At 61.2% G+C, this 14,169-nt stretch carries 12 protein-coding genes (1 of these 12 cut by a window edge); 7 read left to right on the top strand and 5 right to left on the bottom strand.

Annotation, left to right across the window (positions count from 1 at the left end; all coding sequences use genetic code 11):
* Window positions 1-15 precede the first annotated feature (15 nt).
* Window positions 16-1,611: a glutamate--cysteine ligase gene (gshA, locus tag I6L45_RS03250; RefSeq protein ID WP_216983441.1), complete on the top strand. Its 1,596-nt coding sequence runs from the start codon at window positions 16-18 to the stop codon at window positions 1,609-1,611.
* Between the two features lie 115 nt (window positions 1,612-1,726).
* Here gshA and I6L45_RS03245 read toward each other — a convergent pair whose 3' ends face one another.
* On the bottom strand, window positions 1,727-3,046 hold the full coding sequence (locus I6L45_RS03245; RefSeq protein ID WP_134694832.1) for an anaerobic C4-dicarboxylate transporter: 1,320 nt from the start codon (window positions 3,044-3,046) through the stop codon (window positions 1,727-1,729).
* A 127-nt stretch (window positions 3,047-3,173) separates the two neighbouring features.
* Window positions 3,174-4,616, bottom strand: coding sequence for an aspartate ammonia-lyase (aspA, locus tag I6L45_RS03240; protein ID WP_216983440.1), 1,443 nt, complete (start codon window positions 4,614-4,616; stop codon window positions 3,174-3,176).
* A 447-nt stretch (window positions 4,617-5,063) separates the two neighbouring features.
* On the opposite strand from aspA, the gene I6L45_RS03235 reads away from it, so the two are divergent.
* On the top strand, window positions 5,064-5,540 hold the full coding sequence (locus I6L45_RS03235) for an FxsA family protein (protein WP_216983439.1): 477 nt from the start codon (window positions 5,064-5,066) through the stop codon (window positions 5,538-5,540).
* A 22-nt stretch (window positions 5,541-5,562) separates the two neighbouring features.
* Here the strand turns inward: I6L45_RS03235 and I6L45_RS03230 are convergent, their stop codons facing one another.
* On the bottom strand, window positions 5,563-6,897 hold the full coding sequence (locus I6L45_RS03230; RefSeq protein ID WP_254204388.1) for an MATE family efflux transporter: 1,335 nt from the start codon (window positions 6,895-6,897) through the stop codon (window positions 5,563-5,565).
* Between the two features lie 243 nt (window positions 6,898-7,140).
* Here I6L45_RS03230 and I6L45_RS03225 point away from each other — a divergent pair, with 243 nt between their 5' ends.
* The 5 genes from I6L45_RS03225 to I6L45_RS03205 all read left to right on the top strand — a co-directional run bounded on the left by I6L45_RS03225 (window position 7,141) and on the right by I6L45_RS03205 (window position 11,910).
* Window positions 7,141-7,434, top strand: coding sequence for a co-chaperone GroES (locus I6L45_RS03225; RefSeq protein WP_005309514.1), 294 nt, complete (start codon window positions 7,141-7,143; stop codon window positions 7,432-7,434).
* 41 nt (window positions 7,435-7,475) lie between these two features.
* Window positions 7,476-9,110: a chaperonin GroEL gene (gene groL, locus I6L45_RS03220; RefSeq protein ID WP_043757770.1), complete on the top strand. Its 1,635-nt coding sequence runs from the start codon at window positions 7,476-7,478 to the stop codon at window positions 9,108-9,110.
* A gap of 95 nt (window positions 9,111-9,205) precedes the next feature.
* Window positions 9,206-9,703 carry a molybdopterin-binding oxidoreductase gene (locus tag I6L45_RS03215; protein WP_216983437.1) on the top strand — a complete coding sequence of 166 codons (498 nt, stop codon included), beginning with the start codon at window positions 9,206-9,208 and terminating at the stop codon, window positions 9,701-9,703.
* 28 nt (window positions 9,704-9,731) lie between these two features.
* On the top strand, window positions 9,732-11,663 hold the full coding sequence (locus I6L45_RS03210; protein WP_216983436.1) for a bifunctional diguanylate cyclase/phosphodiesterase: 1,932 nt from the start codon (window positions 9,732-9,734) through the stop codon (window positions 11,661-11,663).
* 58 nt (window positions 11,664-11,721) lie between these two features.
* On the top strand, window positions 11,722-11,910 hold the full coding sequence (locus tag I6L45_RS03205) for a hypothetical protein (protein WP_043757779.1): 189 nt from the start codon (window positions 11,722-11,724) through the stop codon (window positions 11,908-11,910).
* A gap of 83 nt (window positions 11,911-11,993) precedes the next feature.
* Here the strand turns inward: I6L45_RS03205 and rluA are convergent, their stop codons facing one another.
* A complete protein-coding gene (gene rluA / locus I6L45_RS03200; protein ID WP_134694827.1) occupies window positions 11,994-12,650 on the bottom strand; it encodes a bifunctional tRNA pseudouridine(32) synthase/23S rRNA pseudouridine(746) synthase RluA in 657 nt (218 codons plus the stop codon).
* Between the two features lie 122 nt (window positions 12,651-12,772).
* Window positions 12,773-14,169 carry the 3' portion of an RNA polymerase-associated protein RapA gene (gene rapA, locus I6L45_RS03195; protein ID WP_216983435.1) on the bottom strand. 1,471 nt of this gene lie beyond the right edge of the window, so only the last 1,397 of its 2,868 coding nucleotides appear in the window; the start codon falls outside the window, past its right edge — the gene reads right to left on this strand; the stop codon is at window positions 12,773-12,775.

Here is a 14,169-nt window from a genome sequence, read left to right as displayed (position 1 = left end):
ACATGAGCCGTGAATATGACCACTACTAGCTTGTCGTTCACCGAGTTGCTGGCTGCGCTGGGCACCCCGGAGCGGGTGACCGCCCTCAAGGGGATCCGGCGCGGGATCGAACGCGAATGTCTGCGCATCACCCCGCAAGGGACCCTGGCCCAGACCGATCACCCCAGAAGCCTGGGGTCGACCCTGACCCATGCCAACATCACCACCGACTACTCGGAGAGTCTGCTGGAGTTCATCACCCCGGCGACCGACTCCATCGAGAGCCTGATCGAGCAGCTCGGCGACATCCACCGCCACACCATCCACCACCTGGGGGAGGAGCGGATCTGGCCCCTCTCCATGCCCTGCTTTGTCGGTGACGAGGAGAGCATTCGCCTTGCCCAGTACGGCAGCTCCAACATCGGGCGGATGAAGACACTCTACCGCCAGGGGTTGAAGAATCGCTACGGCAGCCTGATGCAGGTGATCGCCGGGGTGCACTTCAACTTCTCCATGCCGGACAGCTTCTGGTGCGAGTGGCAGGATCTGGTGGGCGAGGGGTGCTGCAGCCAGCGCTTCATCTCCGACAAGTACATGGGGCTTATTCGCAACGTCTACCGCTTCGGCTGGCTGGTGCCCTACCTGTTCGGTGCCTCGCCGGCCATCTGCGACTCCTTCCTCAAGGGGCGCAAGAGCAGCCTGCCGTTCCAGAAGACCGGCAAGGGGACCCTCTACCTGCCTTATGCCACGGCGCTGCGCCTGTCGGATCTCGGCTACACCAACAGCGCCCAGGCGGGGCTCAAGATCAGCCACGACAGCCTGCCGGCTTATGTCAGCAGCCTGCGCCGCGCCATCAACACCCATGATCCCGAGTTCGCCAAGATCGGGGTCAAGGTGAACGGCGAGTACCGCCAGCTCAACGACAATGTGCTGCAGCTGGAGAACGAGCTCTACGCCCCCATCCGGCCCAAGCGCACCCCGCGCAGCGGCGAGAAGCCGTCCGACGCGCTGGAGCAGCGTGGCATCGAGTACATAGAGCTGCGCACCGTGGACGTGAACCCCTTCACCCCGTTCGGCATCGAGGTGGACCAGATCCGCTTCTTCGACCTCTTCCTGGTCTGGTGCCTGCTGCGCCCGTCCCCCGTCCTCACCGACGAGGAGGTGGCCCGCAACCGCCGCAACCAGAACAAGGTGGTGCTGGAGGGGCGTCGCCCCGGCCTCGAGCTGGAGGATGAGCAGGGCAACCCCATCGGCCTCAAGGAGTACGGTCTCAAGCTGTTCGACGAGCTGGATCAGGTGGCGGAGCTGCTGGATCGCTGCTGCGGCCGCAACCGCTACCGCGAGACGCTGGCCATGCACCGCGAGAAGCTGCTCGACCCCGAGCTGACCTACTCCGCCCGCCTGCTCAGACAGCTGCTGGAAAGCGGCCGGGACAACGGCTGCTTCGGCGACGAGCTGGCGAGCCGCTACCGGGAGGATATGCTGGCAGGGGAGCTGCAGTACTGGGACGAGGCTTACTTCGCCGGCGAGGCGAGGGACTCCCTGGCCAAGCAGCGGGAGCGCGAGCGCAGCGACAGCCTGTCGTTCGACGACTTCCTGGCGGACTATTTCGGTACCCGCCAGCCCGGCTGATGTCACCTCTGTGATGAGAGCCGCCCACCCTGGGCGGCTTTTTTTATGGACTGTCTGTGGCGAGCGGACACAAAAAACGGCCCCGAAGGGCCGTTTTGCATGGGGCGGTTTCCCGTCAGAGGATGAGGCCCCCGAAGAAGAAGCCCAGGGCCACTGCCATGGCGATGGTGGCCACACCCGGGATGAAGAAGGGGTGGTTGAACACGGCCTTGCCGATGCGGGTGGAGCCGGTGTCATCCATTTCGACCGCAGCCAGCAGGGTCGGGTAGGTCGGCAGCACGAACAGGGCGCTGACGGCGGCGAAGGAGGCGATGGCGGCCAGCGGGCTGACGCCGAGTGCCAGGGCGGCCGGCATCAGGGCCTTGGTGGTGGCACCCTGGGAGTAGAGCAGCATGGAGGAGAAGAACAGCACCACGGCCAGCAGCCAGCTGTACTGGCTCAGCAGATCGCCGGCGAAGGCCTGGATCTCGACCATGTTGCCCTTCACGAAGACGTTGCCCAGCCAGGCTACGCCCAGTACGCAGATACAGGCGGACATACCGGACTTGAAGGTCGGCATGTTGGTGATCTGGGCGGCGTCCAGCTTGCAGAACAGCACCATCAGGGTGGCGGCGGAGAGCATGATGCCCATGATGGCACCGTCACGGGGGATCGGCGGATTGCTGATGAGGCCCACGTTGCCGGAGATGGCGGTGGCATAGGCCATCACGGCCACGATGGCGGCGACGAAGATGCCGACGGAGAGCTTGGCATAGGGTTTGAGTTCAATCTGGCTGGTGCCGCGCAGCTTGATCAGACCCTTGGCCTTGCGCTCCAGATAGACTTCATCCTGCTCCAGGGGCTTGCCCAGCAGGTTGGCGATGAAGGCCCCCAGCAGACAGGCGATGAAGCTGGACGGGATGCAGATGGCCAGCAGGGTCAGGTAATCCACGCCCAGCGGCTCCAGCATGCCGGAGAAGGCGACCACGGCCGCGGAGATGGGGGAGGCGGTGATGGCGATCTGGGAGGCGACGACCGCGATGGAGAGCGGACGGGACGGACGAATGCCCTGCTCCTTGGCCACTTCGGCGATCACCGGCAGGGTGGAGAAGGCAGTGTGACCGGTCCCGGCCAGCATGGTCATCAGGTAGGTGACGACCGGGGCGGCGAAGGTGATGTGCTTGGGATTCTTGCGCAGGGCTTTCTCGGCCAGGTGCACCAGGTAGTCCATGCCGCCGGCCAGCTGCATGCAGGCGATGGCGCAGATGACGGACGCGATGATCATGATCACGTCCCAGGGCAGATAGGTCACCAGCTGATCGCTCGGGATGGGCATGCCCAGCCCCCAGGTCAGTACCAGCACCCCCAGACCACCGGCGAAGCCGATGCCAATGCTGCCTATCCGGGCCCCCAGATAGATAGCGGCGAGCACGACAAGTAACTCGATTCCAATCATAGCGAACACTCCATTTTCCAGTTTTTTTTGGTCTTGTTAGGCTGAAAAGCCAATTCCCGACGGGACTCGCAGGGGTCGCTCGGGAATTGACTCTATGGGCCGGGATGATCCCGGCCCATGTATTCGCTTATACGGCGGCTTCGCGGGTGTAGCGCTTGGCCTTGTATTGCGGGTTCATCAGGTTCTCGATGGAGAGGATTTCGTCCAGCTGCTCGGCGGTCAGCAGGCCGCGCTCCAGCACGACTTCGCGGACGTTCTTGCCGGTCTGGGCGCAGATCTTGCCGACGATGTCGCCTTCATGGTGGCCGATGAAGGGGTTCAGGTAGGTCACGATGCCGATGGAGTTCAGCACGTGGTTCATGCAGATGTCCGGGTTGGCGGTGATACCTTCCACGCACTTCTCGCGCAGGGAGATACAGGCTTTTTCCATCAGGCTCAGGGATTCGAACATGGCCTGACCGATCACCGGCTCCATGACGTTCAGCTGCAGCTGACCGGCTTCGGCGGCGAAGGTGATGGTGACGTCGTTGCCGAAGACCTTGAAGCAGGACTGGTTGACCACTTCAGGGATGACCGGGTTGACCTTGGCCGGCATGATGGAAGAGCCAGCCTGCATTTCCGGCAGGTTGATCTCTTTGAGCGCGGTGCGTGGGCCGGAGGAGAGCAGACGCAGGTCGTTACAGATCTTGGAGAGCTTCATGGCCAGGCGCTTGACCGCGCCGTGCAGCATCACGTAGGCGCCGCAGTCGGAGGTCGCTTCGATGAGATCCTCTGCCGGGACGTAGGCACGACCAGTGATCTCGGCCAGGCGCTTGATGGCCAGGGCGGAATACTCGGGCGGGGTGTTCAGGCCGGTACCGATGGCGGTGGCACCCAGGTTCACTTCCAGCAGCAGCTCCTGGCAACGCTTGATGGACTTGATCTCTTCACGCAGGGTGACGGCGAAGGCGTGGAACTCCTGACCCAGGGTCATGGGCACGGCGTCCTGCAGCTGGGTACGACCCATCTTCAGGATGCTCTTGAACTCGGCGGCCTTGGCGTCGAAGGCGGCGATCAGGCTTTCCAGGGCAAACAGGGTGGTGTCGGTGCTGTTGACCACGGCCACGCGGAAACCGGTGGGGTAGGCATCGTTGGTGGACTGGCACTTGTTGACGTGATCGTTCGGGTTGATGACGTCGTAGCGACCCTTCTCCAGCCCCATCAGTTCGAGGGCGATGTTGGCCAGCACCTCGTTGGTGTTCATGTTGACGGAAGTACCGGCGCCGCCCTGATAGACGTCAACCGGGAACTGGTCGAAGCACTTGCCGGTGTTCAGCATCAGGTCACAGGCTTCGATGATCTTGTCGGCGATCTCGGGACGGATGGTGCCCAGCTCGCCGTTGGCCAGCGCAGCGGCCTTCTTGGTCAGGACCATGCCGCGGACAAATTCGGGAACGTCAGAAATCTTCTGAGTGCTGATCTTGAAGTTCTCGACGGCGCGCAGGGTGTGCACACCGTAGTACATGTCGTTGGAAACTTCTTTGGTACCCAGCAGGTCTTCTTCAATGCGGACGTTCTTGATGTCACTCATTGTAATGCCTCAGAAATCAGATAAATGGAAACGATCCTCACCGAGTGGTCGCGACTTCCCTACGCACATATCATCCTGAAGCACCACACATCGGGTGGGGCAGTTGGGAGCCAGGCTCCCTGTGCTATGACTGGTGTTGATCTTACCTCAATTGGGGTATCTGGTATTAGACCTGGATCACTAAATTTGAGACAACCTCAAATAACTTGTGGTCATTAAACAGATATTGCAATTGAGCGATTTACTTTGACAGAACAATCACTTCAATCCCAGTTTGTGGGGAAAATATTTCTCCGAAGCCCCGATGCAGCCAGGGAAGGGGCTTGAAAAATGGCCAGTGACCCCCATCTAGTGGACAGGAGACCCGCACGCCTGTGTGTCGGCATGAGCCCTGCTGTGCCGACGCGCCCTGTTCGGGACCATTTTATTCATCGTACCGAGGTTGCTATGGGCAAGTTGTTACTGTTGTTGGTTGGCCTGATATTGCTGGAGCTCACCGTGATGATCGAGGTGGGGGCTGTGATCGGCGCCTTGCCCACCGTCGGCTTGCTGGTGCTGACCGCGGTGCTGGGTTCGTCCCTGGTGCGCAGCGAGGGGATCAAGACACTGTTCAGCGCCCAGCAGAAGATGCAGCAGGGCGAGATGCCGGGTCGTGAGGTGATGGGCGGCATGATGCTGGCACTGGCCGGCTTGCTGTTGATCATTCCCGGCTTCGTGACCGACTTCTTCGGCATTCTGCTGCTGCAACCCTGGCTGCGCAACCGCCTGGCCGACAAGCTGATCGGCAGCAATCAGTTCAGGATGCAGATGGGAGGCTTTGGTGCCCGCCAGCAGCCGTTCGAATCCGCGCCTGGTGATGAGAGGCCTGGTCAATCTCCGCGCAGTGGCAACACCATAGAGGGGGAGTTCGAGCGCAAGGAGTAAGACTTCATCCCGAGCGGTGACATCAGGTGGCACCCTGATGGCAGAGCCGCTCGAACCGGCGGTGGGCATAGCCCCAGGCCAACAGGCCCGCCGCCAGGTTCGCCAGCATGATCCCCAGATAGATCCCCTGTTCCCCCCCCAGCTTCGCCCCAAGCCAGGCCCCTGGCAGCAAGAAGACAAACAGCCTGATGCCGTTGAGCAGCAGCGACACTGTGGAGGCTCTGACCCCGTTGAGGGCCGACGCCAGCAGCATCACCATGCCCTGAAAACCGTATCCGATAGGGACCAGATGCAGGTAGAGCACGATCAGCCTGACCACCTGGGGATGATCGCTGAACAGGTTGGCGATGAAAGGGGCCAGCAGCCAGACGAGGCCGTAGACCCCGAGCTGGAACAGCAGGGCGAAGCGCATGCACAGCAGCAGGGCCCCCTTGGCACGGGCCGGATTGCCCGCCCCGCAATTCTGTGAAATGAAGGGGGCCAGCACCGAGGAGAGCGCCATCATCACGATGAGCAGCAAGGCCTCCACCCGGGATGCGGCGCCATAGGCGGCCACGACTTCAGTCCCCAGCCTGGCGAAGATCACCATCAGGATGGCATTGGCCAGGGGATTGAGCATGTTGGTGAAGGAGGCCGGTACTGCCACATGCAGCAGGGCGCGCCAGTGGGCGAGCAGCTGTGGACGCGGGGAGAGGCGCCAGGTCAGCAGTTTTTCCCGCTTGCGCAGCAGGTGCAGGCTGACCAGCATGGCCATCAGCCAGGAGATCGAGGTGGCGATGGCAGCCCCGCGGATGCCCCATTCGGGGAAAGGGCCGGGCCCGAAGATGAGCAGGGGATCCAGCACGCCGTTGACCAGGCCGGCCACCCCCATCACCAGGCTGGGGGTCTTGGTGTCCCCCGTCGTGCGGATGGCGGCGTTGCCGACCATGGGCACGACCAGCAGGGGGACGGTCAGATACCAGATCAGCATGTAGTCGTGGATGAGGGAGATGAGCGCGTCGCTGGCGCCGAGCAGGGTGAACAGGGGGGTGATGGTCAGGGCCCCGAGCCCGGCGAGCAGGGTCACCAGCACGACGGCGAGGAAGAGGCAGTCGGTGGTGATGCGGGCCGCCTCGTCGTGGCGTCCCTGGCCCAGGGCATGGCCGAGCAGGGCGCACAGACCGGCCCCCAGTCCCATGGTGAGCGACGTCACCACGAAGGTGACCGGGAAGGTGAAGCTGATGGCCGCCAGTGCCTCGGTGCCCAGCATGCCGATGAAAAAGGTGTCTACCAGGTTGAAGGCCAGGATGGCGACGATGCCGAGGATCATGGGGCCCGTCATGCGCAGCAGCACTGGGGTCATGGGGGCGGTCAGCATGGGATTGGGTCGGCTCAAGGCAATGTCTCTAGGTGCTCAGGGCCTGAATGCTGGCCGTGTCCATCCGCCTTCCTGATTGGGGGTGGGTGATCCATCAAAGGCATTCATAGTACGTGAAAATATTTTTTTTGTATTTGCCCTTGAAGGGCTACCCGTATTGCCCCAGATCAGGGGCATAACAAATTTGGCCGACTGCGGCCATTCCTCAAGCAACACTAGAGACTCATTTTGGGAGAGTTATCGATGAAAATTCGTCCACTGCACGACCGCGTCATCATCAAGCGCATCGAAGCTGAAGCCAAATCCGCTGGCGGTATCGTCTTGACCGGTACTGCGGCCCAGAAGTCCACCCGTGGTGAAGTTCTTGCCGTGGGGACTGGTCGGATTCTGGACAACGGGGATGTCAAGGCCCTCGCCGTCAAGGTGGGTGACAAGGTGATCTTCAACGAAGGCTACGGCGTGAAGACCGAGAAGCTGGATGGCCAGGACGTGCTGATCCTGTCCGAGACCGACATCCTGGCGATTGTCGAAGAGTAATCACTCCCCCTTTCCCCGAATTGATTTAAGGATTGAAGAACATGGCAGCTAAAGAAGTTAAGTTTGGCAACGAAGCTCGCATCAAAATGCTGGAAGGCGTCAACATCCTGGCCGATGCCGTCAAGGTGACCCTGGGCCCGAAAGGCCGTAACGTGGTGCTGGACAAGTCCTTCGGTGCCCCGACCATCACCAAGGATGGCGTCTCCGTTGCTCGCGAAATCGAGCTGGAAGACAAGTTCCAGAACATGGGCGCCCAGATGGTCAAGGAAGTCGCTTCCAAGGCCAACGACGCCGCCGGTGACGGTACCACTACCGCGACCGTGCTGGCTCAAGCCATCGTCAACGAAGGCCTGAAGGCCGTTGCCGCCGGCATGAACCCCATGGATCTGAAGCGTGGCATCGACAAGGCCGTGACCGCCGCCGTTGCCGAGCTGCAGGCGCTGTCCACTCCCTGTGCCGACAACAACGCCATTGCCCAGGTGGGTACCATCTCTGCCAACTCCGACGAGAAAGTGGGCAAGCTGATTGCCGAAGCCATGGACAAGGTCGGCCGTGACGGCGTGATCACCGTGGAAGACGGTCAGGGCCTGGAAGACGAGCTGGCCGTAGTGGAAGGCATGCAGTTCGATCGCGGCTACCTCTCCCCCTACTTCGTCAACAAGCCGGAAACCGGCTCCGTCGAGCTGGATGATCCCTTCATCCTGCTGGTGGACAAGAAAGTCTCCAACATCCGCGAAATGCTGCCGGTGCTGGAAGGCGTGGCCAAGGCGGGCAAGCCGCTGATCATCGTGGCCGAAGACGTGGAAGGCGAAGCGCTGGCTACCCTGGTGGTCAACACCATGCGCGGTATCGTGAAAGTCGCCGCCGTCAAGGCGCCGGGCTTTGGTGATCGTCGCAAGGCCATGCTGCAGGACATCGCCATCCTGACCGGCGGTACCGTGATCTCCGAAGAGGTGGGCATGGAACTGGAGAAGGCGACCCTGGAAGATCTGGGCCGTGCCAAGCGTATCGTCATCACCAAGGAAAACACCACCATCATCGATGGTGTGGGTGATGCCGCCCTGATCGAGAGCCGTGTGGCCCAGATCCGCCAGCAGATCGAAGAGACCTCCTCCGACTACGACCGTGAGAAGCTGCAAGAGCGCGTGGCCAAGCTGGCCGGCGGTGTTGCCGTGATCAAGGTGGGTGCGGCGACTGAAGTCGAGATGAAAGAGAAGAAAGCCCGTGTTGACGATGCCCTGCACGCCACTCGCGCGGCAGTGGAAGAAGGCGTGGTTGCCGGTGGTGGTGTGGCGCTGGTGCGCGTGGCTGCCAAGCTGGTCGACCTGCGTGGTGACAACGAAGACCAGAACGTGGGTATCAAGGTTGCCCTGCGTGCTATGGAAGCGCCGCTGCGCCAGATCGTGATCAACGCCGGTGAGGAAGCCTCCGTCATCGCCAATGCCGTGAAGAACGGTGAAGGCAACTACGGTTACAACGCCTACACCGAACAGTATGGTGACATGCTGGCCATGGGTATCCTGGATCCGACCAAGGTAACCCGCTCCGCTCTGCAGTTCGCCTCTTCCGTTGCCGGCCTGATGATCACCACCGAGTGCATGATCTCCGAGCTGCCGAAGAAAGATGCCCCTGCCATGCCTGATATGGGTGGCATGGGTGGCATGGGTATGATGTAATCCCGTTACCGTCATCAAACGGCTCGCTTATGCGGGCCGTTTTTTTTAGTGCAGCTAAGCTGAAGTTATTGATACTCAAATCATCTGAGGTGAATATGCGATATTTAGGCCTGCTTCCGTTGCTCTTCTCCCTCCTCGTACCAGTTATGGTCCTGGCTGCGCCGCAGGGGCCGGTGATCCTCAAGCTGACTGGGGAGCTGGAATCTGCGGATCCGGGTGAAGGGGAGGCGCTGTTCGACATGGCGATGATCCAGGCGCTGCCACAGCACGAAATCGTGACGAGCAATCCCTGGGTCGACAAACCGCACAAGTATGTGGGGCCCAGGCTTGCGGACGTGCTGGCGGCGGTGAAGGCGAATGGCAAGAGCATCACGCTCACTGCTCTGAACAGTTTCCAGATCCGGATTAACTGGGATAAGGTCAAGCAATACGATCCTATCCTCGCCTGGCAAGATGACGGTGTGACCATGCGGGTACGTGACAAGGGGCCCCTCTGGTTTATCCTGCCACTGGATCAGTATCCGGAACTCAAGCGTTCCGAGTTCACCGACATGATGATCTGGCAGCTGAGCGGGATCGATATTCAGCAGTAAAAGAGCTGGTGGCTTACGGGAGTCGTGGGTGAAAGCGAAGACCAGGGCTTGGCCCTTACTCGGCGTTCTTTATCTATCCATTCTGTTATTCACGGGTAGCACGCTGTATTGCCTGGTGCAGATACAGAATGCGACCCGGGTAATGGAAAAGTACACCTATGACGTCTCCTGGGCATTGATGCAGTTGCAGCTTGAACTGGGCCGTTTTCTCAATGCCGTCGAGAGCTACCACTATGGCGGGATCGATCACGAAGGCTTGCTGCTGCGTTACGACATTCTGTGGAGCCGTACCCCCATTCTACTGAGCGGGCAACTGCGCAAGAGTCTGGGGGACAACCCGAAGACGCTGCGGCTGGTGCAGCTGACCGAGGGGAATATCCGCAAGCTGGAGCCCGAGCTGGCCAAACTGAAACCGGGGACCGGGGACTACCAGCAGATCATGATGGCCCTTGCGCCTTTGCAGGAGCCGCTCTCCTACTCTCTCGCCTCCATGATGCAGAAGAACATCAACGTCTATTCGGGCAATGACAAGCGCTTCGGCCAGTTGCGCGACGCCTTGCTGTTCATGGTGTTGGGCCTGGTGATCTCGGTCATCCTGCTCAGTGGCCTGCTGGTGCGGGAGGCCAGACGCCATTTCCGGACTGCCCGGGTCGATCAGCTCACGGGCCTGCCCAATCGTCTGGCCCTGCTGGAGAAGATGGATTCCTACGTCACCCGCGACACCGCCTTCGGTCTGGTGCTGGTCGACATCAATGACTTTCGGGACATCAACAGCAAGTTTGGCTACAACACCGGGGACATCCTGCTGCAGGAGCTGGCGAAGCGGTTGCGTAGCCTGTGCGAGAATGGCGAGTGGGTGGCGCGTCTCGGGGGAGATCAGCTTGCCATGCTGCAACGGGAGGGGAGCGATCTGCGCCAGGTCAGGGAGCTGGTGGCGAGGATCCTCCACTCCATCCGGCAAGACATCATCATCGACAACTACCCCTTCCGACTGGAGGTCGGTATCGGCATCGCCTTCTTCCCGACCGACAGCAATCAGACCCAGGAGCTGTTGAGCCGGGCGGAGCAGGCCTTGTCCCACAGCCGCAAGACCCACGTGCCCTATGTCATCTATGACAGCTCCCTGCTCAACGAGACGGCCAGACGCAAGCACCTGGCTTCTGACATGGTGATGGCGCTGGAGCACAACGCACTCGAGCTCTATTACCAGCCCATCGTCAATCTGGAGAACGGGCGCTGCGAGGCGGTCGAGGCATTGCTGCGCTGGCGTCATCCCGAGCTTGGGTTCATTCCACCCAACGAGGTGATCCAGGTGGCGGAAGAGTTCCAGCTGGCCGAGAAGCTGGGCAGCTGGGTTCTTAACACGGCGTGCGAACAGCTGCATCAGTGGCAGCATCTGGGCCTGGTGGATCTGCAGATGTGTGTCAACATCTCCCCCGGCATGTATCAACGCAACCTGCTGAAGATGGTGGCAAGGGCCTTGATGGATCACCAGATCCCCGCTTCCTGTCTGGTGCTGGAGGTGACGGAAGACACCACCATGCGGGAAGTCAAAAACTCGCTGCAGTTGATGCAGGATCTCAGTCAGCAAGGTGTCCATCTGGCGCTGGATGACTTCGGAACCGGTTACTCGTCCCTCAGCTACCTGCAGAAGCTGCCGGTGAACAAGGTGAAGATCGATCGCTCCTTCATCCAGGGTATCGATACCTCTATCGAGGCGGCAGAGCTGGTGGCCAACATCTGCCGCATGGGGTCCATGCTGGGCAAGAAGCTGGTGTGTGAAGGGATAGAGACCCAGGGGCAGCTCGATGTGCTGCGTTCCCTGACCGACATTCATCTGTACGGGCAGGGCTATCTGTTCAGCCGCCCCGAGCATGCGGCCAAGGCCTATCAGACCCTGCTCGAGATGGAAGAGCGCTGGTTGGCTAGGCGCTCCCCCGACAAGGCATACCTGTTCTGATCAATATGTCTCATGTCTGTCCCACGTTGGCCGATAGCCTCAGGGCAGGAGGTACATAATGGATATTTCTAGCTCTGCAAATGCGTCGTTTGGTTCTGCTCTGATGGTGGCCAGCCTAGCCAAGAAGCAGCAGACCCAGGAAGGCGAATCCGCACTGAAACTGCTGGAAACAGCAGCGCAGTCCGCTCCGGCAGCGCCGACATCGGCCAGCGCTTCCCTCGGAAGCCGAATCGATATCCGCGTCTGAGCGATAAAAAAGCCCCCATCGAACGATGGGGGCTTTCTTTTGTCTCGGCGTTTATCGCGCGTTTCACCCGGATTGGATCAGGTTCATACCACAAAGGGGGCGGGGGCCTCGAAGGTCATTCGTTCGCCGCTGCGCGGGTGGCTGATGGTCAGGCTGGCCGCATGCAGATAGAGGTGTGGTGCCGCCGCCAACGCTTCCGGATGGGCGTAGAGGTTGTCTCCGAGGATGGGATGTCCCAGCTCCAGCATGTGAACGCGCAGCTGGTGGGAACGACCGGTAATCGGGGTCAGCTTGATCAGGCTGTTGCCATTCTCCACCTTCAGTTTCTGCCACAGGGTCAGGGCATGGCGCCCCTCCTCGAAGTCCACCTTCTGCTTCGGCCGGTTGGGCCAGTCGACGCAGAGCGGCAGATCCACTTCACCCGAATCCAGCTCAGGCTCGCCCCACACCCAGGCGAGATAGTGCTTCTCCGTCTCCCGCTCGCGGAATTGCCGGCTCAGCTCCCGGTGGGAGTTGGGGTTGAGGGGGATCACCAGCACACCTGTGGTCGCCATGTCGAGGCGGTGGGCCGCCGCTGCCTTGGGGTGCTGCTGTTTCACCCGATGGAGCACGCTGTCTTCATTCTCGGGGCCGCGCCCGGGGACGCTCAGCAGGCCAGTGGGCTTGTTGACCACCATGATGTCCTTGTCCTTGAACAGGATATCGAGCCAGGGTTCCAGGGGCGGTGAGTATTCAAACATAGCGTCTCGCATCTTTGGTCAAAGCGGGGGCAAGCCCCCATCAGTTATGGGTAACCACTTCAAAGCAGGGCATGGCATCCAGCTCTGGTCGGTATTGAGCAGAGGATGCCTTCACGGCCCTGTCAGTTATGGGTGACCACGATAAAGCGGATGGCATCCAGCTTGAGCTGGGTCTGGTCGATCAGGTGGTGCAATTCTGCCTGCAGGTTGCGCAGATAATCCAGTTCGCTGTCGCGCACGTTCGGATTGACCGCCTTGAGCGCCTCCAGACGATCCAGATCCTGTTGCAGGGTTTGCGCCATCTGGGCACGGGCCTTGTCGACGATCTCCGCCTTCAGCTCTTCGGCGATGGCCTGACCCTGACCGATGAGGCCGTGGATCGTGGGCTGGGAAGCGGTCACCAGCTTGCTGCCCAGGTGACGGTTGACCGGAGTGAGCTGGCGGTTGAAAGCCTCGAAAGCCACCTTGTCGCCCAGATTGTTGCCGTTCTTGTCCATCAGCAGCCGGATCGGCGTCGGCGGCATGAAGCGGTAGAGCTGGGGGTGGGCCGCAGACTCGGCCACAAAGATCAGCTCCAGCAGGATGGACCCGACCGGCAGCGCCTTGTTCTTGAGCAGGGCCACCGAGGTGGCACCGATCTCGGAACCCAGGATCAGGTCGATGCCGCCGCGCATCATGGGGTGATCCCAGGAGAGCAGCGCCATGTCATCCCGCGACAGGGCGGTGGGGCGATCGAAGGTGATGGTCATGCCGTCCTGGGGCAGGCCCGGGAAGCTGGGTACCAGCATGTGATCACCAGGCGTCAGCACCAGGGCGTTCTCGCCGCGGTCGTCCTGGTTGACGCCGATCTCGTCGAACATCTTGAGGGCGAAGGAGATCATACCGGTATCGTCGTCTTCGGCGGCCAGCTTCTCGACCAGCTGCTGGGCGGCCTCGCCACCGCTGGAGTGGATCTCCAGCAGGCGATCACGTCCCTGTTCCAGCCTGGCCTTGAGCGGTTCATGCAGTTCGCGGGTCTTGGCCAGAAGAGCCTCGAGCGTCTCCTGTTCGCCGGTGTTGGCGGCCAGCAGCTCGAACAGCTCGTCGCGCACCGCCTCGAACACTGGGCGGGCGGTCGGGCAGGTCTGCTCGAACGCATCCAGACCGTCGTGATACCAGAGCTGCAGGGCGCGCTGGGAGGTACCTTCCAGATAGGGAACGTGGATCTCGACCGTGTTCTGCTGACCGATGCGATCCAGTCGGCCGATACGTTGCTCCAGCAGATCCGGGTTGAGGGGCAGATCGAACAGCACCAGGTGGCTGGCAAACTGGAAGTTGCGGCCTTCGGAGCCGATCTCGGAGCAGAGCAGTACCTGTGCGCCTCCCTCTTGCTGGGCAAAATAGGCGGAGGCCTTGTCCCGCTCGAGGATGGACATTCCCTCGTGGAAGACGGCGGCGCGGATCCCCTCGCGGGTACGCAGCGCCTCTTCCAGGGCGATGGCGGTGGCTGCTTCGGAGCAGATCACCAGCACTTTCTGCT

Source organism: Aeromonas sp. FDAARGOS 1415 (assembly GCF_019048365.1).
GTDB lineage: Bacteria > Pseudomonadota > Gammaproteobacteria > Enterobacterales > Aeromonadaceae > Aeromonas > Aeromonas taiwanensis.
Note: the sequence above shows the minus strand (reverse complement) of the source record. Positions and strands in the feature narration are given on the sequence as shown.

What these genes read in the sequence shown, in the direction of transcription:
- gshA (WP_216983441.1), top strand. Translation starts at nt 16, where the DNA reads ATGACCACTACTAGCTTGTCGTTCACCGAGTTGCTGGCTGCGCTGGGC.
- I6L45_RS03245 (WP_134694832.1), bottom strand. Translation starts at nt 3,046, where the DNA reads ATGATTGGAATCGAGTTACTTGTCGTGCTCGCCGCTATCTATCTGGGG.
- aspA (WP_216983440.1), bottom strand. Translation starts at nt 4,616, where the DNA reads ATGAGTGACATCAAGAACGTCCGCATTGAAGAAGACCTGCTGGGTACC.
- I6L45_RS03235 (WP_216983439.1), top strand. Translation starts at nt 5,064, where the DNA reads ATGGGCAAGTTGTTACTGTTGTTGGTTGGCCTGATATTGCTGGAGCTC.
- I6L45_RS03230 (WP_254204388.1), bottom strand. Translation starts at nt 6,897, where the DNA reads ATGCTGACCGCCCCCATGACCCCAGTGCTGCTGCGCATGACGGGCCCC.
- I6L45_RS03225 (WP_005309514.1), top strand. Translation starts at nt 7,141, where the DNA reads ATGAAAATTCGTCCACTGCACGACCGCGTCATCATCAAGCGCATCGAA.
- groL (WP_043757770.1), top strand. Translation starts at nt 7,476, where the DNA reads ATGGCAGCTAAAGAAGTTAAGTTTGGCAACGAAGCTCGCATCAAAATG.
- I6L45_RS03215 (WP_216983437.1), top strand. Translation starts at nt 9,206, where the DNA reads ATGCGATATTTAGGCCTGCTTCCGTTGCTCTTCTCCCTCCTCGTACCA.
- I6L45_RS03205 (WP_043757779.1), top strand. Translation starts at nt 11,722, where the DNA reads ATGGATATTTCTAGCTCTGCAAATGCGTCGTTTGGTTCTGCTCTGATG.
- rluA (WP_134694827.1), bottom strand. Translation starts at nt 12,650, where the DNA reads ATGTTTGAATACTCACCGCCCCTGGAACCCTGGCTCGATATCCTGTTC.